The sequence below is a fragment of the Deltaproteobacteria bacterium genome, from assembly GCA_020848905.1.
GTDB lineage: Bacteria > Myxococcota_A > Polyangia.
This window is the reverse complement of the sequence record JADLHG010000059.1, coordinates 99664-122367: the sequence shown is the minus strand read 5'-3', so window position 1 is coordinate 122367 and position 22704 is coordinate 99664. Positions and strand designations below refer to the sequence as shown.

Below are 22704 nucleotides of genomic sequence, written 5' to 3'. Positions count from 1 at the left end.
CCGGTCACAGCGGCGCGAAGAGGCGCGGCGCCACGTGCGCCAGAAACCGCTGGCCCATGTGCTGGTAGCCCGCGTCGCTCGGGTGGAGCTTGTCGGGGACGAGGTGGGCGTGGTCCGCGCCGAGGAGCGTGAGGCCATCCACGTAGAAGATCTGCTCGTCCCCCGCGGCGGCGAGCCGCGAGACGGCGTCGGCCACGAGCGCGCGCAGGTCGGGCAAGCTCAGGCCGTCGCGGTTCTTCTCCTCCTCGCCGAAGCCGCACCAGATGGGGGAGATCACGGCGAGCGGCGTGCGCTCGTGCTTCTCGCGCAGGGTCTTCACGAAGCCCACGATGGCGGGCACCAGGCTGCGCTGGTTCAGGCTCGCGGCGTAGTGGATGTTGATGCCGACCTTCAGGCTGAGCGCGTCGGCCGGCAGGTCGCGCATCACGCGCGCGAAGAGCGGGTCCAGATGGCACTGCCCGATGTAGCCGAGGCAGGTCAGGTTCACGTTCAGGTGGCGCGCCACGTGGGCGGGCCAGATGCGCGTGGGGCTGAAGGCCTGCGCGCACTGCGTGATCGAGCTGCCGTAGGTCACCCAGCGGGGGCGCAGGTCCTCGTAGGGGTGCGCGTAGCTCGCGCCGCCGAGCGCCACGCGGTGCAGGCGGAGGTCGGTGTAGTGCGGAAGCCAGAGCTCGAGGAGCTTCTTTCCGCGGGGGAGCTCCTCGATGGCGGTCGTGGTGCGGTCGTCGGTCGACATGCTGCCCACGAGCTCTCCGTCGCAGCAGACGTCGAAGGGCCTTCGGTCCTCGCCGGCGGAGAAGGCGATCTCCACCGCGGTCGCGTCGGTGATGCAGGCCAGCCGCGCGCCGGCCGGCATGCGCGCGTGCAGGAGCAGCTCGTCCGGGGGGTAGAGCACCTTCTCCGGGTGCGGCAACCGCCAGACCACCACGCCGTCAGAGGAGGCCTCGATGGAGATGGCGCCGTGGAAGAGGGCGAGGCCCGCCTCGCTGGTCAGGGGCAGCTCGATGCTGGACATCCGTGAGACTCCTGGAGGACTCCGTGGGGCCGACCGTCGTCGGCTACAGCGAAAAGAGGGCGCGTCGGCGGTATTGCTCGATGACCCGCGGGATCCCCTCTTCGAGGTCCACCGTGGGATCGTAGCCCATGCAGCGCTTGCCGTGCGAGACGTCCATGTTGCCGCGCTTCGGCACGCGCCGCTCCTTGTCGTCGGCGACGCGCTCGATCACCGCCCCGGGGAGGGCGCGGCAGACGATCTCCGCCGCCTCGAGGTTCGTGCGCGCCCGGCCGCGCGTCAGGTTGAAGGCCTGGTTCGCCGCCCCGTCGGCAAAGAGCGCCCGGAAGAAGCCGTCGGCCGCGTCGTCGACGAAGGTGTAGTCGGCCCGGCCCTCGGGGTCCCAGAGGAGGATCGGCTCGTTCGCGAGCGCGCGCCGGATCATGAAGTCGATCAGGCGCCCGCGCGAATCGCCGTACCCGTAGACCGCTGCGGGGCGCATGATCACGTGCTCGCGCTTGGCCTGCTGGCAGGCGATGACCGTCAGCTCCTCGCCGATGAGCTTGGTCCGGCCGTAGACGTCGATCGGCACGCGCGGGTGGTCCTCCTTCACCGGGTCGGTCAGGAAGTCGCCGTAGGCGAAGCTCGACGAGGTGTAGACGAAGCGCCGCACGGGTTGGTCGGCGAGCGCTCGCAGGCAGTGGATGAGCCCCGTCACGTGGATGTCCACGGCGGTGTCGGGGTTGTTGCGCGACTCCGAGGCGAGGAGTGACGGCAGAAAGACCGCCAGCTCGGGGCGCGTCTCGGCCACGGCGGCGCGGACCCGCTCGGCGTCGCGGATGTCGCCCTCCACGATGGGGGCCATCGCTCGCACGGCCTCGATACGCTGGGCCTGCACCTCGGCGAGGAGCGGCGAGCTTCCCGCCGCAGGGTGGAAGTTGTCGTAGACCGCCACGCGGTGGCCGGCCTGGGTCAGGCGCCGCACCAGATGACTGCCGATGAAGCCGCTGCCGCCGAAGACGAGGATGTTGCTCACGTCGATACCTCCTTCACGGGACCGCGCGCGGCGCCGCCCCGTCGAGCGTAGAAATCACGGATCGCCGCCACCACGCGCGTCAGCTCGTCGTCGGTGAGCTGCGGGAAGACGGGCAGGCAGAGCGACCGCTGCGCGAAGGCCTCGGCCACGGGCAGGTCTCCCGCGCGGTGGCCGAGGTAGGTGAAGCAGGGCTGCAGGTGGAGCGGCGGCGCGTAGTAGACCTCGGCCTGCACGCCGACCTCCCAGAGGTGGCTCATCAGGGCGTCGCGCGCGTCAGCCTGCACGGTGTACTTGTGATAGACGTGCCGAGCTCCCGGCGCGACGTGGGGGACCACGAGCTCGGGTAGCGCACCGAGCTCCGCGTCGTAGCGCGCGGCGATCGCGGCCCGCCGGGCGCTCCAGGCCTCGAGGCGCGGCAGCTTGGCCCGCAGGACCGCGGCCTGCAGCGGGTCGAGGTGGCTCTTGAGCGCGATATGGGTGTGCACGTTCCGCTCGGGCGAGCCGTGATTGCGCAGCACGCGCAAGGTCCTCGCCAGCGCGTCGTCGTCGGTGACGAGCATTCCCGCGTCCCCCCAGGCGCCGAGGTTCTTGCTCACGTGGAAGCTGAAGCAGGCGAGGTGTCCGAAGGCCCCCGCCGGTCGGTCCCCGAGCGCCGCGCCGAGGCTCTGCGCGCAGTCGGCGACGAGCGCGAGGCCGCGCTCCTTCGCGAGCGCCTCGAAGGCCGGCAGGTTTGCCACCTGTCCGTAGAGGTCCACGGGGAGGATGGCCCGGGTGCGCGGTGTGATGGCCGCGGCGGCCCGCGCCGGGTCGAGCGTGTAGGTGCGGGGGTCGATGTCGGCGAAGACCGGGCGCGCGCCGACCCGCGCGATGGCGGCGGCCGTGGCGTAGAAGGTGAGCGGGGTGGTGATCACCTCGTCGCCGGGACCGAGCTCGAGGGCCATCAAGGCCAGCACCAGCGCGTCGGTCCCCGAGGCCACTCCGACGGCGTGCCGCCTCCGGGCGAGCGGCGCGATGGCCGCCTCGAGCTCCTTGACGTGCGTGAGGTCGAAGAAGCGCCCCTCGGCGAGAAAGGGCCGGACGAGCGCGTCGATGTCGGCCGCCGTCTCTCGGTATTCACGCGACAGATCGAAGAGCGGAACCGTCATGCGCGCTCCTCCGCGAGGAAAAAAGGGGACGAGAAGGGAAAGCGCGCGACCTCGTCGAGGCCTTCGGGGCGGAGCGCGAGGACGCGTCCCTCGGGGACCAGGCGAAAGTCGTCGCCCGCCCGGGCGCTCGAGAAGCGCGGCCCCGCGGGCGGCGTCTCGACGAAGAGCGAGGACATGACGCGCCAGAGGTACGCCGTGCCGTCGCGCTTGTCGAAGGCCCAGCAGGCCTGCTGGCCGTCGAGGCGCCGCACCGTCTCGCCGATCGCGTGGGGGAGGGCGTGCCCGGCGCGCAGGTGCTCGTCGATTCCGCCGAGGATCACCTGGCTGTCCACCGGTCCGAGCCGCCACGTCGGGAAGGCCCGGTGGTTGAGCAGGATGCCGTTGTGGGCCAGCGCCACGCGGTCGGTCTCGAAGGGGTGGAGCCGGGCGGCGTCGTCACCGCGTCCGTCGGTCGGTGCGCAGAGGTGCACGAGCACGGTCCGCGCGTTCGTCAGCGGAAGGCGCTCCGCCGCGAAAGGCTCGAGGGAGCGCACGACCAGGGTGGTCTCGCCGGTCGAGACGAGCGCCCCGAAGCCGCGACCGCCGCGGGCCTGGTTCGCCTCGGCGAGCCGGTCGAGCTCTGGCGCGTCGATCGAGCCCAGGCTGCCGAAGATGCCGCACATGGACTACTCCTGCGCCCCCGCGCTGAGCGGATCGGCGAGGCCCAGGTCGGCGAAGGCCTTGCGTCGCTCCGCGCAGGTCAGGCAGCGGCCGCAGGGGGCCGCGTCGCCCTGATAGCAGGACCAGGTCTGCGCCAGGTCCACGCCGAGCTCGAGCGCCAGCCGGAGGATCTCCGTCTTGTTGCGGTCGATGAGCGGAGCGAGGACCTGCACCGGCTGCTTGCGGTTGAGCGCGAAGACGGCGTTCAGGCGCTCCACGAACTCGGCCGTGGTGTCCCAGTAGCCGTAGACGTCGTGCCGCTGCGCGCCGTAGTAGAGCTCCGCCGCACCGAGGGTCTCGGCCTGCGCGGCGGCCAGCGCGAGCAGGATCGTGTTGCGGTTCGGCACGTAGGTCTTCGGCTGCGGGTCCCCGAGGACCGAGAGCCCGTCGGGGACGGCGGCCTGAGGGTCCACGAGGGCGGAGCTCGCGAAGAGCTGCACGAGGGCCGAGATGTCGAGCCGCCGCAAGGGGAGGCCCAGCGCCGCGCTCTGCGCCTCGGCGCAGGAGAGCTCGCGCCGGTGGCGCTGTCCGTAGTCGAAGGCGAGCGGCGTGACCTGACGTTCGAGCCGCCGCGCCACGTAGTGGAGCAGCGTCGTGCTGTCGAGACCTCCGCTCAGCAGCACGACCGCCGGGATCATCGGCGGCCGTCCCCCGCGAGCCGCAGGGTGGAGAGGAACTCCTCGCGCGTGGTGTGCTCCTTGAAGCGGCCGCGGAACTCCGAGCTGCTCATGATGGCCGGCGTCTCGACCCCGCGCATCGACATGCACAGGTGCTCGCCGCGCGCCATCACCGCCACGTCGGGCGAGCCGGTGGCCGTGCCGATCTCCTCGGCGATCTGCGCTACCAGCCGCTCCTGGATCTGCAACCTGTGGGCGTATTTGTGAGCGATGCGCGCGAACTTCGACAGCCCGAGCACGCGCTCGCCCGTGATGTACCCGACGGAGACGTCGCACCAGAAGGGGAGCAGGTGGTGCTCGCAGAGCGACCAGACCCGCATGCCGCTCACGGCCACGAGCTGCCCCGACGAGGCGCTGGCGAAGCTCGTGTCCATGCGCCCCGGCTGGTGCTCGATGAATTCGCGCCACCAGCGCGCGTAGCGCTGCGGCGTGTCCTTGAGGCCGTCCCGTTCGGGATCCTCGCCGAGGGCCACGAGCAGCTCGCGACCGAGGCGCACGAGGCGCGGGAAGTCCACGCGGCGCGGCGGCTCCTTCGGGCGGGGCGCAACGTCGCTCTCGTAGATCTCGGGGTCGAAGGCCAGGTCAACAGACCGAAGGTGCATGGGTACGGCTCCGAGCGGCTAGGGTGAATCTTCCAACGCCCGGGTCGGGAGTGCAGATTCCATGCCGCGAAACGGAGGCACGTTCTCCGACGCCACGGTGCGTCGGATCCTCCGCATCGCCGGGAAATTTCATGCGCGCGAGGAAATGTCGGACAACGGCCGCACATGAAGGGCGGCGTCAGGTGTTGCCGGACAGGTGGGTCGAGTAGTCTCCACGCGAAGCTCGGAAGCATCGCCTCGCGCCGCGCCAGGGGCGAAAGCACACGACTTCGGCGGCGCGGATCCGCGGATCCGTCTGGCGCGCGCCTTGCACAGCCCGCCACCGGAGCCTATTGCATCACCATGAGTCGCTACGCGGTCCACGAGGTCTTTCACTCGCTGCAAGGCGAAGGAACCTACGCCGGTCGGTCGGCCGTGTTCGTTCGCTTCGCCGGCTGCAATCTATGGAGCGGTCGCGAAGAGGATCGCGCCAAGGGCCACGGCTCGTGCGCAGCCTGGTGCGATACGACCTTCGTCGGCACCGAGGGCAGCGGCGGCGGTCGCTTCGACGGAGCCGAGCCGCTGGCCGAGCACGTGGGACGCTTCGTGCCCGCAGGCACCGCGCGCGGGCACCTGGTGGTCTGCACCGGCGGCGAGCCCCTCCTCCAGCTCGACGCGCCGCTCGTCGCCGCGCTGCGCAGCCGGGGCTACGAAGTGGCGATCGAGACCAACGGTACGCGCCCCATGATCGAAGGGGGCGTGGACTGGGTCTGCATGAGCCCCAAGGGGGGGACGACCCTCGCGCTCGAGCGCTGCGACGAGCTGAAGCTCGTCTACCCGCACGAGGGCCTCGGCCCCGAGCGCTTCGCCAGTTTCCCGGCGCGGGTGCGCTACCTGCAACCGCTCCACGACGCGAACCACCAGCGCCACCTGGAGATGACGGTCGAGTATTGCCTCCAGCATCCGGAATGGCGCGTGAGCCTGCAGCTACACAAACTCCTGGGGTTGCCATGAGAGTCGCCATCACGAGGCGCTTCGAGATCGACGCCGGCCATCGCCTGCTGCGCCACGAATCGAAGTGTCGAAACGTTCACGGCCACCGCTATGTGTTCGAGGTCAGCCTGTCGGCCACCTCGGTGGATCAGGTGGGGCGCGTGGTGGACTTCGGCGTGCTCAAGCAACTCCTCGGGTCCTGGCTCGACGCCGAGTGGGACCACGGCATGCTGGTGGAAGAGGGGGACCCGCTCGCGAGCTGGCTCGAGAGCGAGGGGATGAAGCACCGCGTCCTGGCGGTGCCTCCCTCGGCGGAGAACCTCGCGCGCATCTTCTTCGACGTGGCGACGCGGCTCGTCGGCGAGTGGAACCCCGAGGGCCGAGTGAAGGTGGAGAACGTCCGGATCTACGAGACCCCCAATTGTGTGGCCGACTACCCCGGGGCGTGCTTCTCGCACGGCCCGCAGCGCACGGAGGAGTAACCATGTTCGAGGCGCCGACTCCCTTGCTGTCCGACGAGCGTATCGCAGCTCTGCGTGCGGAGAACCGAGCCAACCTGACGCGCTGCTTCAACGAGCGCGTCTCGGACGTGCCGTTCATGCCCGTGCACCTGATGATCGAGCCCACGAACACCTGCAACGCCAAGTGCCCTCTCTGTCCGACGGGCGCGGGCGAGCTGAACCGGGCCAAGGCTTTCCTCGACGAGGGGCTCTATCGGTCGTTTCTCGACCAGGCGTACCCCTACGCCGAGACGATGAACCTGTGGAACTTCGGCGAGCCCTTCCTGCACCCGGGGGCCTTCGACTTCATCCGCTACGCCCAGGAGCGGAAGGTCAAGGTCACGGTCAGCACGAACGGCTACGTCTTCTACAAGGAAGAGAACGTCGAGCGGCTCATCGACTCGGGGCTGCACTACCTGGTGGTGGCCCTCGACGGCGCGACGGAGGAGGTCTTCAACCAGTACCGCGTGAACGTGAAGTTCCAGAAGGTGCTGCGCGGGCTGAAGCTCCTGCAAGAGGCGAAGAAGCGCCGTGGCTCGTCGCACCCGATCGTGGACATCCAGTTCATCGTGATGAAGCACAACCAGCACGAGCTCGAGGCGGTGAAGGCCATCGCCGAGGAGCACGGGGCGCTCTTCTCCGCGAAGACGGTGGACCTCGGCATGCTGGACCAGCTGCCCGAGCACGTGGACGCCCCCGACGAGCTGGCGCTTCGTCGCTACGAGCGGTCGCAGCAGCGCGAGCAGCTCACGCTGCGGCGCGAGCGCCAGAATCACTGCTACTTCCTCTGGAACATGCTGGTGCTGAACGCGGGGGGCGAGATCGTGCCCTGCTGCTACGACATCAAGTCGGAGCTCGTGCTCGGCAAGCTGACCGAGCAGCCGCTGCGCGAGATCTGGAACGGCGAGCGTACGCAGGCCCTGAGGCGCCGCATCCTCACCGACCGTATGTCGATCAAGGCCTGCTCGATCTGCTCGATGGATGCGTTCGACATCCTGTTCGTCGAGCGGCCCGACACCGAGGCCATGAAGGCCAACCGCGCGCTCTACGCGGGGAGCGCGGAGGGCGAACTCGACGCGCCGAAGAGAGCGGCCGGCGCGGCGAAGTAGGGTCATGCGCCGTCGGGCTCTCTTTCACGCCTTGAACCACGTCGGGCTCGGGCACCTGAACCGGACCCTGGGGGTGGCCGAGGCGTTGCTCGCGGCCGAGAGCCCCCCCGAGGTGCTCTTCCTGATCGAGGGGGGGCGCGAGCTGATCGACGCCACGCCGCTCCCCTGGATCCAGATCCCGGCCTTCGCGGACTTCCGCACCGAGCGCTGGCGCAAGCAGTTCGAGCTCGCCGAGTGCGAGGCCTACACCGAGGCGGTGGCGCGCGGCGCAGCCGAGGTCTTTCGTCCCCAGCTCCTGGTCGGCGACACGGTGATCTATCCGCCGGTGGTGGGGCCGGCCCGCGCCGTCGGAGCGCGCGTGGCGCTCGTGGCGCGCATCGGCGGGCTCGTGCGAGAGCAGCTCGCGGCCCGGGACGAGCGGCTGGCCCAGGTGGACCTGCTCGTCGCGCCGCACCACCGAGGGGAGCTCCCCGCCGAGGACGAAGCGCTCCTCGACCGGGCGGGCAAGCCGGTGGCCTACGTGGGCCCCATCGTGCGACGCGCGGTCAGTCGGGCGCAGGCCGAGAAGGTGGCGCGGCTCTTCGCCGAGGAGGAGCGGATGGTGCTCGTGCTCCTCGGGGGCGGAGGCTGGGGCTTCACGCGACAGGTGCTCGAGGCGCTCCTCGCGGCGCTCCCGGCGATCGAGCGCGCCGAGCCGGCGGCCCGCGTCTGCGCGATCGTGGGACCGCACTTTCAAGGAGCGCTCCCGGCGGTGGGCGGAGCGCTCAGGCACGTGGCGCGGTTCGAGGCGGATCTGCCCTGCTTCATCGAGCGCGCGGCCGCGGTGCTCTGCCTCGCCGGCTACAACACGATGCACGAGGTCGCGGCGGCGGGGGTCCCGGCCGTCTGCGTGCCGTGCGACGAGGCCGACGACCAGCTCGAGCGGGCGCGGGAGTTCGCGCGGCGCTATCCCGCTTTCGCCGTGGGCGAGGCGCGGGCGGAGGCGCTGGCGGAGGCGCTGCTCGCGGCGCTCGGTCGGCGCCCCGACGAGAAGGTGCGGGCCGAGGTGGCCGAGGAGGCGCGCGCGACGGCCGGACGGCTGCGCGGCGCCCTCGAGCCGCTCTTCGCGGCGCAAGGAGATAGGTGATGCGCACGGTGCTCTTTCACTCGGTCGGGGGGGACGGGCTCGGGCACCTGGCCCGCAGCACGGCGATCGCCCTCGAGCTGCGCCGCACGGGCAGGGCCTTCCCGGTGCTGCTCACCGAGTCGCGCGACACGACGCTGGCCGAGGCGAGCGGGCTCCCTTTCTGCACGCTGCCGGCGCGCTACCACGTGGCCGACCCGGCGCGCTGGGAAGGGGGCGCCGACACGGGAGACTCGCTCTTTCGCACGCTGCTCCTACGCGTGGTGGAGGAGCTCGCCCCGTCGCTGTTCGTGCACGACACGCTGATCTACGCCGACGTGCAGGCCGAGCTCGCTGCGCGCGGCGTCTCGCAGGCGCTCGTGATGCGGCACCGTCCGACGGCGGGAGCGCTCGCGTCGGCATGGTCGGGGCTCAGGACCGTGGTGCTGGCCGAGGACTTCGGCGCCGAGGCGCCCGAGGTGACGCTCGGCCCGGTGGTGCGGCGCGTAGGACCCATCGTGCGGTCGCTCCCCCAGGCGCTCGACGAGTCCGCGGTGCGCGCGCGCTACGAGCTGGCGCCGAACCGCTTCACGGTGGTGATCGCCAACGGCGGCGGCGGCGTGCTCGAGCGGGACGAGTTTCTGCCGCTCGTGGGCCGGGCCCTCGTCCGGGCCGCAGACCAGGGCGTATCGGCCCAGGTGGTGGCCGTCGTCGGTCCGCTCTACCGCGGCCGGCTGGACGCGCTCGCCCGCGTGCCGGACCTGCGGCTCTACTCCATGCTCCCCGACTTCCTCGAGCTCTGCGCCTGCGCGCAGCTCGTGCTCTCGCGCGGGGGGTACAACTCGGCGCACGAGCTCGCGGCGCTCGGCGTGCCGACGCTCTGCGTGCCGACCTTCCGGCACCACGATCGCCAGGACGAACGCATCCTGCGGGCGGAGCGGCAGGGCACCGCGCTCCGGCTGGCCGCCGCCGACCCAGAGGCCCTCTCGGCCCAGATCGCCGACCTCTACCGCGCGCCCTGGTACAACGGGCCCCGACCCGGGATGCAGCCCCACGGCGCCGCGGAAGCGGCTCTGGCGCTCCTCGACTCGATGGAGCAGCGATGACCACCATCCATTACCTGCCGCTCGAGACCTACCCCGACCGCTACACCGAGCAGTGGGCTCGCTGGTGGCCCGCCGCGCTCGAGCGCGTGACGCGCGGCGGAGCGGCCGGCTACTCCGTCGTCGAGGGCGAGCAGCTCGCGGCGACGATCCGCACCGGGCAGGTGCTGGACGGCATCGGGACCTGTCACTACAAGGCCACCCAGCTCGCGGAGCTGATCCGGCAGATCGAGCGCGGCGCGGTGGCCGACGGGGACGTGATCCTCCTCGCGGACGTCTGGTTCCCGGGGCTCGAGATGCTGGACTACATCCGGCGCATCGCGGGGCGACGCTACCACCTGGCGGGGATCCTCCACGCCGGCTCGTACCTACCGGGGGACTACACGCGCCGCTTCGGCATCGAGACCTGGGCGCGTCACGCCGAGCGGGCCTGGCTCGAGACGCTGGACGCGATCTTCGTCGCCACCGAGTACCACCGGCGCGAGGTGGTCGCGGCCTTCCCGCACCTGGGCCCGCGGGTGGTCGTCGAGGGGCTCCCGCTCGAGGCCCACGAGATCTGGGACGGCGCGACCCCGCTCGACAAGGAGCCGCTCATCGTCTTTCCAATGGGGCTCGAGGAGGCCAAGGGCTTCGCGGCCTACGAGCGCTTTCGCGAGCGCGTGGCCCCGAAGCTCCCGGGCTGGAGCTGGGCCGCCACGCGGCAGGTGACGCGGAGTCGCGCCGAGTACCACGCTCTGCTCCGGCGGGCCTCCGTCGCGCTCTCTTTCGCCGTGCAGGAGACCTTCGGCTACTCGGTGCTCGAGGCCGCGGCGGCGGACTGCCACGTTCTCGCGCCGAACCGGCTCAGCTACCCGGAGCTCCTGCCGCGCGCGGCGCTCTGGAACGACGAGCTCGAGCTCGAGGAGAAGCTCCTCGCCGCGTGCGCTGGAGCGCTGTGTGGCCAGCGGGCGGCGGCCGAGCCCTATCGCTTCGCCGCGGACCGCATCATCGAGCGCTCGCTCGCGCTCTCACGCCCGGGGCCCCGCCTCCGGGCCATCGGCACCGGCCTATAGAAAGGAACGGTCGAGCCATGCAGCACGAACGCTCGACGGAGACAGCCCCCACGCTCTGGAGACATCGCGACTTCCTCTGCCTGTGGAGCGCGCAGATCACCTCGCTCCTCGGCAGCGAGTTCTCGCGCGTCGCGCTCCCGCTCATCGCCGTGACGGTGCTCGGCGCTTCGCCGCTCGCCATGGGGCTGCTCGCGGCCATCGCCACCGCCCCGAACCTCCTCTTCTCGCTCCCCGCGGGAGCCTGGGTCGATCGCCAGCGACGGCGGCCGCTGCTCATCACGGGCGACCTGATCCGCGCCGTGGTGCTGCTCGCGGTGCCCATCTCGCTCTGGACCGGTCACGCGAGCATCACCCTCCTCGGGGTGGTGGGGTTCATCGTCGGCACCTGCAGCGTCCTCTTCGACGTCTCGTACCAGGCCTACCTGCCGAGCCTCCTCGACAAGTCCCAGCTCCTCGAGGGGAACTCCAAACTCGAGCTGGCCCGCTCGGTCACGCAGATGGGGGGCCCCGGCCTGGCGGGCCTAGTGGTGCAGCTCGTCTCGGCCCCGGCGGCGGTCCTCATCGACGCCATCTCCTTTCTGCTCTCGGGCATCTTCATCGGCACGATGAAGCACCGCGAACCCACCCGCGACGCGGGGGCGCAGAAGCGGCCGCTCAAGCAGGACATCCTCGAGGGGCTCTCCTTCGTGCGCCGGCACGAGTGCCTCTTTCCGCTCGCCGTCTACACGGGGATCTCCAACTTCCTCTACGGCGGCATCATGGCGCTCTACATGCTCTACATGACGCGGGACCTGCAGCTCACCCCGATGGGAGTGGGGCTGGTCTTCGGCTCGATCGGCGTGGGGACGCTCTTCGCCGCCATGCTGATCCGGCCCACGCGCGAGCGGCTGGGCCTCGGCGGGGCGGTGGTCGCGAGCGCGCTCGGCACCGGGATCGCGGGCCTCCTCGTCGTCTTCGCCCGGCCGGGGTTCGCCCTGCCGCTCATGATGTCGAGCGAGGCGCTCGGGAGCCTGGCCGTGGTGGTGGGGATCATCGCGTCGTCCACGCTGCGCCAGAGTGTGACCCCGCCCGAGATGCAGGGGCGCGTGGCGGCCACGATGCGCCTCATCCTCGTCGGGACCGCGCCGCTCGGCGGAGTCGCGGCGGGGCTCCTCGGCGAGGCGCTCGGCGTGCGACAGGCGATCACCATTCTGGCCGTGGCGAACGTCTTTCCCTTCCTCTGGCTCCTGCGGGCCCCGGTGCTCGCGGCCGGACGGGCACCGGCGGTGCGCTGAGTCGCGATGGGCATAGCGGTACGACGCGGGGGGCTGGTCAGCAGAGCGGTGGCGCTGCTGGCGCTGGCGACTCTCCTCGCGGCGGCACCCGCGCCTCGCGCGGCAGAGCCAAACTCCCGAGGAGGTTCCTCGACGCGGCCCGAGGTACGCCTCGTCGACCTCCCGGCGCGCGTCGCGTCGCACGCGAAACGCCTCGGTCCGACCGTGGACTACATCGACAAGTACTTCGACTCGCCGGAGGTGAGCGTCTACGCCCACGTCTTCGGCCCGCAGAAGACCTGTCCGCTGCACCTCCACCGAACGACGCGCGAGCTCACGGTGGTGGCGAGCGGGGAGGCGCGCGTGCGCCATGTCTACGGGCGCGGAGGCCGGCTCGCGCAGAGCGACGGACGCTTTGCGGCGGGGGTTCTCATCTACTCGCCGCCGCTCTGCGCGCACGAGTGGACCAACGCCTCGACGAGCGCCCCGCTCGGGGTGCTGGTCCTGGCCCTGCCGCGCTGGGACGGCAACACGCGGGTGGCCGCCGACGACCCGCGGCTCGCGCAGGCTCCCCCACCGCTGATCCACCGCTCGCTGGCCCGCGTGGCTCCGCGAATCAAAACTAACGTTCATATTGAAAAGCTGCGCGTGGACGCCGCCGAGACGAGCGAGCTCGTGCTGCGCGCGGCCTGGACCGCACCGGCGGCCCCCGGCGAGAGCCGCGTCTACTTCGTCGTGGCCGGCGAGGGGGAGCTCGAGCAGGGGGCCCGCTATCCGCTGCGCCCCGGGTTGCTCGCGGTGGTGCCGAGCGCGGGGACCACGACGCGGCTGCGCCCCTTTGCGGGACAGACGCTCGTGGTGCGGGCCTTCCACATCGCTCCGGGGACGCGCCCCACCCCCCCGGCTGCAGAAAGGATCCCATGATGGTCGAGGAGCGATCCGTCAGGCTGCCTGCCACGGACCCATCCGAGCGCGCGCAGGGTGCGACCCGCCCGACCCTCGCGGAGCGTCGCGACCGCCGACTTCGCGCCGCGGCCGCGAGTGTCGTGGGAGGCGAGGGCGGCGAGAACGTACTCTACCGCCAGCCGCTCGCGTTCCTGGCCGCCAAGGCGGCGGTGGGCGCGCTCCTGGCCGCCTGTGCGCTCGCCTGCACGCCGCTCCTCGGCGGGGCCTTCGAGCGCGGCTTCGCCTTCTTCAAGCTGCCGGAGATCTACAACTTCGCCTTTCCCGCGGCGTCGGCCTTTCAGCGGCTCGCCTTCTACCTGCTCTTCGCGCTCACCGCGTACCACCTGGCGCGCTTCGTCGCGCGGAACCTCTACCCTGCTCTCTTCTCGGCCTTGATCGTGGACCACCGAACGCGGCGCGTGATCTACCTCGAGCAGCGGCTCTTCGGTCGCACCGTGCATCAGCTGCGCGTGCAGGACATCTCCGCGGTGGCGCTCGAGCAAGGGCCTCTGGGCCGCCGCCTCGGCCTCGGGACGCTGGTGTTCCACGACCGTCAGGAGGGAAGGATGCTCGTCTCCTCGCTGGCCGACGCCGCCGACGCGGTTCGCGCGATCCTCGCTGCGCAGCACGCCGGCCGGGACGACGCCTGAGCATGGGGCCCGTGACGCGCCATCCCGCCTCGGGGGTCGCCGCGGCTCCTCGGCGCTTCCGGTGGCGGCCGGCCTACCTGCCGTACCTGGCCGCGGCGGGGCTCTCGGTGCTCTACGCGCTCGGGAACCTGCACTTCCTGCAGCAGCACCTGGACTGGGATCAGGTGGACTACTCGCGCCACATCGAGAGCTCGCTCGCCGGCGAGGCCGTGCGCTATCACCCCCATCACCTGCACCTCGACGTGGGGGGCAAGCACTTCCATCGCGTCATGGTTCAGCACCTGGGACACGCGGGGTTCACCGACCTGGTCTTCAACAACCGCCTGCGCGCCCTGCTCACCGCCTGCGTCGGTCTCACGCTGGTGCTCCTGCTCCTCACGCGCGTCACCGGTAGCCTCGGCTGGGGACTCACCGGCGCCCTCCTCGTGGCTGTCCTGCACGGGTATCTGCTCTACGCGACCAAGGTCGACACGGCGATCTACACCGTGGTCGCGCTCCTCGCCGTGCTCTTTCTTGCCGAGCGCCTGGCCCGCGTGCGCCGCGGCGCGCTCGCGGTGGCCGCGCTGCTCGGGCTGGCCATGTTCCTGGCGGTCATGTCGCATCAGATGCTGGCCATCGCCTGCGTCGTGACCTGCCTCGTCTTCGCGCTCCCTGCCGCGCTGTTCTCCGGCCGGCCCCTCCTCGCGGTCTTCGACGTGCGAAGGCCCGTCGAGGCCCAGATCGAACGCTCCGCGCGCACGCGCTGGCTCGCCACGGTCGGGATGGCGCTTCTCGGGGTCGCGCTCATCGCCGCGGCTTACTTCTACGTCGGACGCGTGGTCTACCGGCTCTCCTTCGACCGCCCGAACCCCGCCGAGGCGCGTGGCCCTTACACCAAGGCCGACCCGAAGCTCACCTTTCAGCGCTGGATGTTCCATTACGCGGTCCTCGGCGGCTGGGGCAAAGGGATCGGCCGCTTCGACCCGCTGCGCACCGCCTGGGGCTGGACCAGCGCCTTCGTCTCGCAGGCCAGTCTCACGCCGCGCATGCTCAAGCCCGACACGGGGCTCGCCGCCGACCTTACGCGTCCCGCCTCTCCGACGGGGTTCGTGCAGAACCAGCTGGCCTACTTCGCCCTCGCCGTCTCCGGACTCTCGCTGCTCCTGCTCGGTGGCCTCCTCCGGCGACACGGCCGCTTCGGGCTCGTGCTCGTCGGAAACCTCGTGGCCTTCACCCTGGCCGCCGTCTACTGGGAGCCGCACTACGTGGAGTTCTGGATCCCCCCCTCGGTGCTGCTCGTGCTCCTCGCGGTGCTGGTCTTCGACCACCTCGCGCGGCTGGCGCGGCCGCTCGTCGGTCGCGCGCTCGAGGTGCCCCTCAAGGCCTACGTCCTCGCCCTCGCGACCCTCTTCCTCGTGCACAACAGCGTCTGGTTCCTCGTGCCCTACTCGCGCGTCGAGCAGCTCGAAGATCTGAACCCCTCCTGGTCCAGGGACTACTCGCTCGGCCTCTTCAGTCGCGCGATCTATCGTCACCCGGGAAACGTCTACCAGACGGTCTACGGCACCAGGCCCGGCGAGGCGCACCCCGGCGTGCCGCGGCCCACGAACAAGTGGTGGCAGCGCGCCGAGGCTGCTGCGAAGGGGCGATAGCCGCTATAATCGACGCGCATGCTCTTCGTGCGACGCTTTCCGCTGGTTGGCGCGCTCCTCGTGGCAGGCGCGGCGGCGCTCCTCGGCTGCGGTGGCAGCGGCGGCGCTTCGGGGGAGGACGCCCGGACGAGCGACCTCGGCTCGGGAGGAGACGCGATGCACTTCGGCGACGGGTCGCCGCCCTCGGACAGTGCACCGGGCTGCACCCCTCCCTGCGACGGAGGCGGGCCGGGCGACGGCTCGCGCCCCGACCTCGGACGGGCCGATGGCGGTGGTGGCAAGGCGGACGCGTTCTCGGGGACGCCGCGCGTCTGGCTCGTGGGCGACTCGCTGGCCGTGGGCGCCACGACTCCCTTTCAGAAGCTCGCGGTGGGACGCTACGCGGTGACGGTGCGCGCGAAGTCCGGCGCGACGATCTCGAGCCGCTTGCCCGATCTGCAGGCCGCCGCGACGGCCGGGGCGGAGGCGGTGGTGATCCAGGCCGGGATCAACGACGTGGCGAGCGGGACGGCCAACGTCTCCACGCTCACCGCCGCCATCGTGCGCAGCCTCGACGCCCTGCCGCGCGTGCCCTGCCTGCTCTGGGTCACGTATCAGACGAAGTTCAGCGGCACCTACGCCCGCCTCGCGGCCGCCGCGCCGGTGCTGAACCAGCTCATTCGGGCCGAGGTGGCGAAGCGCGCGCCGCGCGGTCGCGTCGTCGAATTCCAGCCGTACATCGACGCGCACCCCGAGCTGAACGCCCCCGACGGGCTGCACCTGACGGGGGCGGGGTATCAGGCGCTCGCCCGCACCTACGGCGACGCGCTGAAGCTCTGCTTCGGGAAGTGAGGCGCAGGAGGGCGGGAAGGCCGCGCCGGGCGTATGCGGACGCGAGGCTTCAGGCCTCCGCGGGCTCGCCCAGCAGCGGGGAGACGGGTCACTTCTTCCCGATGAGCTTGCTCAAGGACTTGCCGAACCCCTCGAGCAGGAGGGCGCCTCCCACGACCGAGATGGCGCCGAAGATGAGGATGTCGACGGCGTTGTTCGTCTCCAGGGCGTGCCGCAGCGAGGAGCCCACACCCCAGGCGTAGAGGCCCATCCCCACGGTCTTGATGGGCCACGGGATCTGCGCCGTGGTGCCGAGGCGCGCCGGGCTTCGTTCGGCGCTCTGCATCGCGCCGAGCGCGAACTTGTTGAGGGCGTTCCGGCCGCGCGTCACGAGCTCCGAGGCGGCCTGCCGCACGCCGGATCGGCCTGGCACCGCCGCGTGCGCGGGGGCCACCGTGAACGAGACCAACAGCACGGCACAAAGGGTCACGGCGCAGTACGAATACAGACGGGTCATGACCAACCTCCAGGGTCAGGTGCGTTGAGCTACGAAGGATGCTTGGTCGGGCCCTTGTGCAACTGCCGTTCCAGGCCTCTCGGTGCCCTGCCTCGACGGTCCCTTCAAGGATTCCCCGCGCCTCGTCGCCGCGCCGCCCGGGGCTCCAGGCCCTTCTGCCTGGCGACCGGCGTCACCCGTCGACCGCCGTCGAGCCACTAAGTGCCCGAAGCCGCGAGTTCTCCTTCCCGCTCCTGCTGGCAAGCGACTTGCTACAGCTCCTTGCACATGCGACGTGCAGGCCTCTGTCTCCCGGGCTCTCGGTGCGCGCGTAGGGCGTCGCCGGTCGCGTGCGCGCTGGCCGTCGGGGTGCTCCTCGCGCTCGCCTCGGCCCCGGTCGAAGCCGCTGCGCCCGGGCCCGGCCCGACGACCTCCCGCCTGGACCGCCTCTGCGCCGCGCTCGAGCCGTCCGCGGGCGGGGGCAAGCTCCTCTTTCTATTGGTAGAGAACTTCCTGCGCGTGCGGCTGGCCGCCTGGCCTCGCGACACCCGCGTGGTCCCCGCGCCCGTCCGGGCCGAGGACGAGGCGTTCTGGGAGCAGGGCCGCGCTGCCGAGCACGGCCTGCTCGAGGCCCTCGATGCCGAGGGGCGGGTGCTCCACCGCGTGGTCTTCACCTCCGCCCGCGTCGACGATGGCCTCCTGCGGCGGCTGCAGCGGCGCGTGCGCGTGGAAGCGCGCGACCTGCAGGCGGGCGTCGACAAGCTGCTCGCCGCGGTTCAGTCCGGAGACTCCTCGCACGTCGCCACCGTGCGCTACGTGCACACGCACCCGACCGTGCTCCTCGGCTCCTCGAGCGAGTTTTCCGGTGCTGACCGGCGACAGGCCACGCTGCTGCGCGACTACCTGGCCCGTGCGGGTCTGCCGGGGGCGCGCCTCGAGATGGTGCTGCTCTTCGCCGGGCGTCGCGGCCGGCCAGGCAAGGACGTGCGCCTGGTCCCTCCCTCCGCGATTCCGTGGGGGAGCCCGCATCCGTTAGGGCCCAGCGCTCCGCCAGCGCCTCGCTGAGACGACCCCGCGCGCCGCCGACAGGTGCGCGCCGCCGACAGCCGCGCGCGACGCCGACTTGACGCCGTGCGCGCTCCGTCGTAAGCCCAGAAGCGCAGACCTCCTGTGGAGAGCCGACCATGTCCCATCACGAACCGGAGCACGGCGCCCCCGGCGCGCACCCTCCGGTAGAGCCCGACGCGATTCCTCTCGCGCCCATCTGGATCTGGATGTTCGCCCTGGTGGTGCTCATCTCGGGCGGCATCCTGATCGCGCGCACCTTCTTCTATACGAGCACGAAGGAGCTCCTGCAGGAGCGTCAGCTCGGCGTGACCCCGACGGAGATCCGCGCGCTCAAGGCCGGCGCGGAGGCCGAGCTCGCGAGCTACGGCGAGGTGAACAAGGCCGAGGGCCGCTATCGCATCCCGATCGACCGGGCGATGGACCTCCTGGCCCGTGAACCGGCGCGCCTGGCCCCTGCGGCGCCCCCCGCGCCTCCGGCCCCGGCCCCGGCCGCGGCCCCGGCGCCCGCCGACGCCGCCAAGGCCGCCCCCGCGACCCCTGCTAAGCAAGCAGAACCAGTAAAACCTGCAGACCCCGCGAAGCCCGCCGCCCCGAAGACCCCGTAGGCCCGAGCGCGTGTTCGTCCCCAAGGCCCATGGCGCTTGGGCGATGCTGGCCGTCCCGCTCGCGCTGGGCCTGGGTGCCGGAAGGCCCTCCTGGCTGCACGCTCCCTTCCTGGTCGGAGCGCTCCTGCTCTACCTGGGTAGCGCCGCGCTCGTGGAATTCTTCGCCTTTCGTGAGGCCAGGGCCCACCCGAAGCGGGCCGAGGCCCTCCGCTCCGCCGCGCTCTACCTGATGCTGGCCGCCCCGGCGCTCGCCCTGCCGCTCGCCCGCCGCCCGCTCGTGGCGCTCGTCGGGGCCGCCGCCACCCCCGCCTTCCTCGTGGCCGCGTACTTCGCTGCCCGCCACCGGGAGCGAACCTTCTGGAACGGTCTGGCCTCGGTGGCCGGCTTCTCGGTGGGAGGGGCCGCGAGCTACGTCCTCGGCACCGGCGCCCTGGACCGCGTGGCGGCATCCATCTCTTTGCTATGTTTTGCCTTTTTCTTGGGGAGCCTCTTTTTTGTCCGGTCCGCCCTGCGGGAGCGCGGAAATCGTCTTTTTCATGTTGTTTCATGGATCTATCACGCGGCGCTCCCCCTGGCGCTCCTGCTTCTCGGCCGCCCGATGGTGGCCTTGGCCTTCGTGCCGAGCTTGTTGCGCGCGCTCGCGGGGCCGGCTATGCATTGGCGGCCCCTACATATGGGGTTGATCGAGATAGGCAATTCGGTTTACTTCACTGCCGTGCTTTTGGTTTTTTCTCCGAGGATTTGGTGATGGGTGCACCGCCCTGGCCGTGCCGCGCGGTGCTCGCAGGGGCCCTGTGGGTCCTCGTGCCCTCCCTCGCCCGCGGCATGGAGCCTCTACCGAAGCAGCTGGAAGGGGTCACCGTGGCCGAGCACCTCGGCCAGAAGCTGGACCTCTCCCTGCGCTTCACCGATCACTATGGCCGCGCCGTGCGCCTCGGCGACTACTTGACCGAGGGCAAGCCGGTGCTCCTCACGCTCAACTACTACAGCTGCCCGCAGCTCTGCAGCCTGCAGCTCAACGCCCTGGTCCAGTCGATCAAGGGCATGGGGCGCTTTCCCGGGGACGGCTACCGGATGGTCACGGTGAGCATCGATCCGCGCGAGAAGCCCCCCCTCGCGAAGGGCAAGCGCGGCTCGTACCTCGGCGCGCTCGGCAAGCCCACCGCCGACTGGAGTTTCCTCGTCGGGGATCAGCAGGCCATCACCGCGCTCGCGAGCCAGGTCGGCTTCAAGTACCGCTACGACGCGAAGCAGGACCAGTACGCCCACCCGGCGGTGGTCTTCTTTCTGACGAGCGACGGCAAGGTCGCGCGCTACCTCTACGGCATCGACTTCCCGCCGCGGGACCTTCGCTTCGCGCTCATGGAGACCTCCGCGGGACGCTTCGGCTCGCCCATCGAGAAGTTCATCCTGAGCTGCTTCCACTACGACGCGGCGACGGGGCGATACGGCCCGTTCGCGCTGGGCGTAATGCGACTGGGTGGCGTGGTCACGGTCTTCATTCTGGCCATCGTGCTGGCCCTCTATTGGCGGCAAGAGCGTCACCGTCGCCACCGTCAGGTGATCCCATGAATCCGACGAGCTTCCTTTCGCTGCTCGCGCCCGCGGCGAGCGGCGGCGAGCCCACGACCTGGCTTCCCGTCCAGGCCTCCGCTGTCGCGAAGGACGTGGACTCGCTCTTCTACTTCATCCTCTACCTGAGCACGTTCTTCTTCGTGGCCATCGTTTTCGTCACGGTCCTCTTCGTGCTCAAGTACCGCAAGCGCGGCGACCAGGCGCACCCGACCAGCGGGAATCACCACAATCGCAAGCTCGAGATCACCTGGTCCGTGATCCCCGCCATCCTGCTGATCGTGGTCTTCCTCTGGGGCTTTCGCGACTGGATGGGGATGAACGTGCCGCCGAAGGACGCGATGGAGGTCCGGGTGCTGGCGCGCAAGTGGAACTGGCAGTTCGACTACCCCTCGCTCGACGTGACCGGCCAGCCCGAGCTCGCCGTCCCCGTGGGCAAGCCGGTCAAGCTCATCATGTCGGCGACCGACGTGCTGCACAGCTTCTACGTGCCGGCCTTCCGCGTGAAGAAGGACGTCATCCCCAACCGCTACACCGTGCTCTGGTTCCAGGCCGACCGCCCCGGGACCTACGACATCTACTGCACCGAGTACTGCGGCACCGGCCACTCGGGGATGTTCGCCAAGGTGAAGGTTCTCTCGCCGCTGGAGTTCCAGAGCTGGGCCGACAACGCTGGAGGCGGCGAGAAGCTCGGGCCGGTCAAGTGGGGCGAGAAGCTCTTCACCGGCCGCGGGTGCGTGGGCTGCCACAACCCGACCAGGGACCAGGGGGGCAAGCCCGGTCCCGCGCTCGCCGGCAAGTTCGGCTCCGACGAGAACCTGGCCTCGGGGGCGACGGTGAGGGTAGACGACAACTACATCCGCAAGTCGCTGATGGAGCCCGGGGCGGACGTGGTGAAGGGGTTTCAGCCGGTGATGCCCACCTATCAGGGGCAGCTCAAGGACAAAGAGATCAACGCGCTCATCGAGTACATCAAGTCGCTGAAGTAGCCGACTGCCGACCTAGGAAAGCCCATGACCACTGCTACCGATGTAATGGCTCCTCCGGGTGGGGGGCACGCCGCCGCCGGGGACAACTACCTGAAGGCGCGTCGCGGCATCCTGTCCTGGATCTTCACGCTCGACCACAAGCGGATCGGCGTGATGTACCTGGCCTCGATCCTCACCTTCTTCATGGTGGGGGGCCTCTTCGCCCTCACCGTCCGTCTCGAGCTCTGGACCCCCAAGGGCGAGCTCCTGAGCCCGGACATGTACAACAAGTTCTTCACGCTCCACGGCGCGGTGATGATCTTCCTCTTCATCATCCCGTCGATCCCGGCCTCGCTCGGCAACCTCATCTTGCCGCTGATGCTCGGGACCAAGGACGTGGCCTTTCCGCGGCTGAACCTGGCGAGCTACCACCTCTACGTGATCGGCGCGGTGGTGCTGCTCTACTCGATCGTGTCGGGCGCGGTGGACACGGGCTGGACCTTCTACACGCCCTACAGCGTCACCACTAACACCTCGGTCATCACCGCGGTCCTCGGGGTCTTCATCCTCGGCTTCTCGTCGATCCTCACCGGCATCAACTTCATCGTGACGATCCACAAGATGCGCGCCCCCGGCATGACCTGGATGAAGATGCCGCTCTTCGTCTGGGGCCTCTACGCGACGGCGCTGATCCAGGTGCTGGCCACGCCGGTCCTGGCCATCACGCTCCTGCTCCTGGCCATCGAGAAGTGGGTCGGCATCGGCATCTTCGACCCGGCGATGGGTGGCGACCCGGTGCTCTTCCAGCACTTCTTCTGGTTCTACTCGCACCCGGCGGTCTACATCATGATCGTGCCGGGCTTCGGCATCGTCAGCGAGCTGATGACCATCTACTCGCGCAAGCGCATCTTCGGCTACAAGCCGATCGCCTACTCGAGCCTGGCCATCGCCGTGATCGGCTTCCTCGTCTGGGGGCACCACATGTTCGTGGCGGGGCAGAGCGAGTACGCCTCGACGGTCTTCTCCTTCCTGACCTTCGGCGTGGCCGTGCCGACGGCGATCAAGATCTTCAGCTGGGTGGCCACGATGTACCGCGGCTGCATCACGCTCACCACGCCGATGCTCTATGGCCTCGCCTTCATCGTGCTGTTCTCCATCGGCGGGCTGACGGGGATCTTCCTCGGCGCGCTCTCGACCACGGTGCACCTGCACGACACCTACTTCGTGGTGGCGCACTTCCACTACACGATGATGGGCGGCACGGTGATCGCGTTCCTCGGGGGATTGCACCACTGGTGGCCCAAGTTCACCGGCAAGCACTACAGCGAGCGGTGGGCCAAGGTCTCCTGGGCGCTGGTCTTCATCGGCTTCAACACGACCTTCATCGCCCAGTTCCTCCTCGGCTCGAACGGCATGCCGCGTCGCTACCACGCCTACGACAAGGTGGCGCCGGACCTGCTGCCGCTCTTCCAGCAGCTCCACCAGATCTCGACGGTGGGCTCACTCGTCCTCGGGACGGGGCTCTTCATCGCGCTCTTCTACTTCGCGCACTCGCTCCTCCGCGGCAAGCCGGCGGCGGGCAACTACTGCGGCGGCCGGTCCCTCGAGTGGCAGACCACGAGCCCGCCCCCCGAGCACAACTTCGCCGAGCCTCCGGTCTGTACCGAGGGGCCGTACGAGTTCCCCGAGATCGAGAAGGGCGCGGCCCACTAGGAACA

Annotated in this window: 24 protein-coding genes; 17 read left to right on the top strand and 7 right to left on the bottom strand. The window is 70.4% G+C overall.

Annotation, left to right across the window (positions count from 1 at the left end; genetic code table 11):
• Positions 1–4: 4 nt before the first annotated feature.
• Genes IT371_26170 through IT371_26145 form a run of 6 tightly spaced genes read right to left on the bottom strand, consistent with a single transcriptional unit; the run spans position 5 to position 5150 of the window.
• The gene (locus tag IT371_26170) at positions 5–1015 is read right to left on the bottom strand and encodes a GDSL family lipase (protein ID MCC6751168.1); all 1011 of its coding nucleotides are present in this window, start codon (positions 1013–1015) and stop codon (positions 5–7) included.
• Positions 1016–1058: 43 nt separating this feature from the next.
• The gene (locus IT371_26165) at positions 1059–2027 is read right to left on the bottom strand and encodes an NAD-dependent epimerase/dehydratase family protein (GenBank protein MCC6751167.1); all 969 of its coding nucleotides are present in this window, start codon (positions 2025–2027) and stop codon (positions 1059–1061) included.
• A complete protein-coding gene (locus tag IT371_26160; protein MCC6751166.1) occupies positions 2024–3172 on the bottom strand; it encodes a DegT/DnrJ/EryC1/StrS family aminotransferase in 1149 nt (382 codons plus the stop codon). The genes IT371_26165 and IT371_26160 overlap by 4 nt, the downstream gene beginning before the upstream one ends.
• A complete protein-coding gene (locus tag IT371_26155; protein ID MCC6751165.1) occupies positions 3169–3834 on the bottom strand; it encodes a hypothetical protein in 666 nt (221 codons plus the stop codon). Before IT371_26155 ends, IT371_26160 begins: the two co-directional genes overlap by 4 nt.
• A gap of 3 nt (positions 3835–3837) precedes the next feature.
• Positions 3838–4509 (bottom strand): 7-cyano-7-deazaguanine synthase QueC, encoded by a 672-nt coding sequence (queC, locus tag IT371_26150; GenBank protein MCC6751164.1) that lies wholly within the window; start codon positions 4507–4509, stop codon positions 3838–3840.
• Positions 4506–5150 (bottom strand): GTP cyclohydrolase I, encoded by a 645-nt coding sequence (locus tag IT371_26145; protein ID MCC6751163.1) that lies wholly within the window; start codon positions 5148–5150, stop codon positions 4506–4508. The genes queC and IT371_26145 overlap by 4 nt, the downstream gene beginning before the upstream one ends.
• Before the next feature lie 342 nt (positions 5151–5492).
• Here IT371_26145 and queE point away from each other — a divergent pair, with 342 nt between their 5' ends.
• Genes queE through IT371_26090 form a run of 11 tightly spaced genes read left to right on the top strand, consistent with a single transcriptional unit; the run spans position 5493 to position 16298 of the window.
• Positions 5493–6143, top strand: coding sequence for a 7-carboxy-7-deazaguanine synthase (gene queE / locus IT371_26140; protein MCC6751162.1), 651 nt, complete (start codon positions 5493–5495; stop codon positions 6141–6143).
• The gene (locus tag IT371_26135) at positions 6140–6604 is read left to right on the top strand and encodes a 6-carboxytetrahydropterin synthase (GenBank protein ID MCC6751161.1); all 465 of its coding nucleotides are present in this window, start codon (positions 6140–6142) and stop codon (positions 6602–6604) included. Before queE ends, IT371_26135 begins: the two co-directional genes overlap by 4 nt.
• A 2-nt stretch (positions 6605–6606) precedes the next feature.
• The gene (locus IT371_26130) at positions 6607–7731 is read left to right on the top strand and encodes a radical SAM protein (protein MCC6751160.1); all 1125 of its coding nucleotides are present in this window, start codon (positions 6607–6609) and stop codon (positions 7729–7731) included.
• Positions 7732–7735: 4 nt separating this feature from the next.
• On the top strand, positions 7736–8857 hold the full coding sequence (locus IT371_26125; GenBank protein ID MCC6751159.1) for a hypothetical protein: 1122 nt from the start codon (positions 7736–7738) through the stop codon (positions 8855–8857).
• Positions 8857–9939 (top strand): hypothetical protein, encoded by a 1083-nt coding sequence (locus tag IT371_26120; protein ID MCC6751158.1) that lies wholly within the window; start codon positions 8857–8859, stop codon positions 9937–9939. The genes IT371_26125 and IT371_26120 overlap by 1 nt, the downstream gene beginning before the upstream one ends.
• A complete protein-coding gene (locus IT371_26115; protein MCC6751157.1) occupies positions 9936–10988 on the top strand; it encodes a hypothetical protein in 1053 nt (350 codons plus the stop codon). The genes IT371_26120 and IT371_26115 overlap by 4 nt, the downstream gene beginning before the upstream one ends.
• Before the next feature lie 17 nt (positions 10989–11005).
• Positions 11006–12262: an MFS transporter gene (locus IT371_26110; GenBank protein ID MCC6751156.1), complete on the top strand. Its 1257-nt coding sequence runs from the start codon at positions 11006–11008 to the stop codon at positions 12260–12262.
• A gap of 6 nt (positions 12263–12268) precedes the next feature.
• The gene (locus IT371_26105; GenBank protein ID MCC6751155.1) at positions 12269–13165 is read left to right on the top strand and encodes a hypothetical protein; all 897 of its coding nucleotides are present in this window, start codon (positions 12269–12271) and stop codon (positions 13163–13165) included.
• Entirely contained in the window at positions 13162–13836 is a 675-nt protein-coding gene (locus IT371_26100; GenBank protein ID MCC6751154.1) for a PH domain-containing protein, read from the top strand. The genes IT371_26105 and IT371_26100 overlap by 4 nt, the downstream gene beginning before the upstream one ends.
• A gap of 11 nt (positions 13837–13847) precedes the next feature.
• Positions 13848–15467, top strand: coding sequence for a hypothetical protein (locus tag IT371_26095; GenBank protein ID MCC6751153.1), 1620 nt, complete (start codon positions 13848–13850; stop codon positions 15465–15467).
• 18 nt (positions 15468–15485) lie between these two features.
• Positions 15486–16298 (top strand): SGNH/GDSL hydrolase family protein, encoded by an 813-nt coding sequence (locus IT371_26090; GenBank protein MCC6751152.1) that lies wholly within the window; start codon positions 15486–15488, stop codon positions 16296–16298.
• An 88-nt stretch (positions 16299–16386) separates the two neighbouring features.
• Here IT371_26090 and IT371_26085 read toward each other — a convergent pair whose 3' ends face one another.
• Entirely contained in the window at positions 16387–16794 is a 408-nt protein-coding gene (locus tag IT371_26085) for a hypothetical protein (protein MCC6751151.1), read from the bottom strand.
• Between the two features lie 267 nt (positions 16795–17061).
• Between IT371_26085 and IT371_26080 the strand changes: the two genes are divergently transcribed.
• The 6 genes from IT371_26080 (at position 17062) to IT371_26055 (ending at position 22699) form a co-directional block, all read left to right on the top strand.
• Positions 17062–17838 carry a hypothetical protein gene (locus IT371_26080; GenBank protein ID MCC6751150.1) on the top strand — a complete coding sequence of 259 codons (777 nt, stop codon included), beginning with the start codon at positions 17062–17064 and terminating at the stop codon, positions 17836–17838.
• Positions 17839–17957: 119 nt separating this feature from the next.
• Positions 17958–18446: a hypothetical protein gene (locus IT371_26075; protein ID MCC6751149.1), complete on the top strand. Its 489-nt coding sequence runs from the start codon at positions 17958–17960 to the stop codon at positions 18444–18446.
• A gap of 10 nt (positions 18447–18456) precedes the next feature.
• On the top strand, positions 18457–19194 hold the full coding sequence (locus IT371_26070) for a YwiC-like family protein (protein MCC6751148.1): 738 nt from the start codon (positions 18457–18459) through the stop codon (positions 19192–19194).
• Complete coding sequence (locus tag IT371_26065) at positions 19194–20018, top strand: SCO family protein (GenBank protein ID MCC6751147.1); 825 nt, start codon at positions 19194–19196, stop codon at positions 20016–20018. The genes IT371_26070 and IT371_26065 overlap by 1 nt, the downstream gene beginning before the upstream one ends.
• Complete coding sequence (coxB, locus tag IT371_26060; GenBank protein ID MCC6751146.1) at positions 20015–21007, top strand: cytochrome c oxidase subunit II; 993 nt, start codon at positions 20015–20017, stop codon at positions 21005–21007. Before IT371_26065 ends, coxB begins: the two co-directional genes overlap by 4 nt.
• Positions 21008–21031: 24 nt before the next feature.
• Positions 21032–22699 carry a cbb3-type cytochrome c oxidase subunit I gene (locus tag IT371_26055; protein MCC6751145.1) on the top strand — a complete coding sequence of 556 codons (1668 nt, stop codon included), beginning with the start codon at positions 21032–21034 and terminating at the stop codon, positions 22697–22699.
• The last annotated feature ends 5 nt before the right edge of the window (positions 22700–22704 follow it).

Coding starts and splice junctions, on each gene's coding strand:
- IT371_26100 (MCC6751154.1), top strand. CDS start 13,162: ATGATGGTCGAGGAGCGATCCGTCAGGCTGCCTGCCACGGACCCATCC.
- IT371_26120 (MCC6751158.1), top strand. CDS start 8,857: ATGCGCACGGTGCTCTTTCACTCGGTCGGGGGGGACGGGCTCGGGCAC.
- IT371_26170 (MCC6751168.1), bottom strand. CDS start 1,015: ATGTCCAGCATCGAGCTGCCCCTGACCAGCGAGGCGGGCCTCGCCCTC.
- IT371_26055 (MCC6751145.1), top strand. CDS start 21,032: ATGACCACTGCTACCGATGTAATGGCTCCTCCGGGTGGGGGGCACGCC.
- coxB (MCC6751146.1), top strand. CDS start 20,015: ATGAATCCGACGAGCTTCCTTTCGCTGCTCGCGCCCGCGGCGAGCGGC.
- IT371_26145 (MCC6751163.1), bottom strand. CDS start 5,150: ATGCACCTTCGGTCTGTTGACCTGGCCTTCGACCCCGAGATCTACGAG.
- IT371_26115 (MCC6751157.1), top strand. CDS start 9,936: ATGACCACCATCCATTACCTGCCGCTCGAGACCTACCCCGACCGCTAC.
- IT371_26085 (MCC6751151.1), bottom strand. CDS start 16,794: ATGACCCGTCTGTATTCGTACTGCGCCGTGACCCTTTGTGCCGTGCTG.
- IT371_26105 (MCC6751155.1), top strand. CDS start 12,269: ATGGGCATAGCGGTACGACGCGGGGGGCTGGTCAGCAGAGCGGTGGCG.
- IT371_26130 (MCC6751160.1), top strand. CDS start 6,607: ATGTTCGAGGCGCCGACTCCCTTGCTGTCCGACGAGCGTATCGCAGCT.
- queC (MCC6751164.1), bottom strand. CDS start 4,509: ATGATCCCGGCGGTCGTGCTGCTGAGCGGAGGTCTCGACAGCACGACG.
- queE (MCC6751162.1), top strand. CDS start 5,493: ATGAGTCGCTACGCGGTCCACGAGGTCTTTCACTCGCTGCAAGGCGAA.
- IT371_26075 (MCC6751149.1), top strand. CDS start 17,958: ATGTCCCATCACGAACCGGAGCACGGCGCCCCCGGCGCGCACCCTCCG.
- IT371_26155 (MCC6751165.1), bottom strand. CDS start 3,834: ATGTGCGGCATCTTCGGCAGCCTGGGCTCGATCGACGCGCCAGAGCTC.
- IT371_26110 (MCC6751156.1), top strand. CDS start 11,006: ATGCAGCACGAACGCTCGACGGAGACAGCCCCCACGCTCTGGAGACAT.
- IT371_26160 (MCC6751166.1), bottom strand. CDS start 3,172: ATGACGGTTCCGCTCTTCGATCTGTCGCGTGAATACCGAGAGACGGCG.
- IT371_26065 (MCC6751147.1), top strand. CDS start 19,194: ATGGGTGCACCGCCCTGGCCGTGCCGCGCGGTGCTCGCAGGGGCCCTG.
- IT371_26090 (MCC6751152.1), top strand. CDS start 15,486: ATGCTCTTCGTGCGACGCTTTCCGCTGGTTGGCGCGCTCCTCGTGGCA.
- IT371_26135 (MCC6751161.1), top strand. CDS start 6,140: ATGAGAGTCGCCATCACGAGGCGCTTCGAGATCGACGCCGGCCATCGC.
- IT371_26080 (MCC6751150.1), top strand. CDS start 17,062: ATGCGACGTGCAGGCCTCTGTCTCCCGGGCTCTCGGTGCGCGCGTAGG.
- IT371_26125 (MCC6751159.1), top strand. CDS start 7,736: ATGCGCCGTCGGGCTCTCTTTCACGCCTTGAACCACGTCGGGCTCGGG.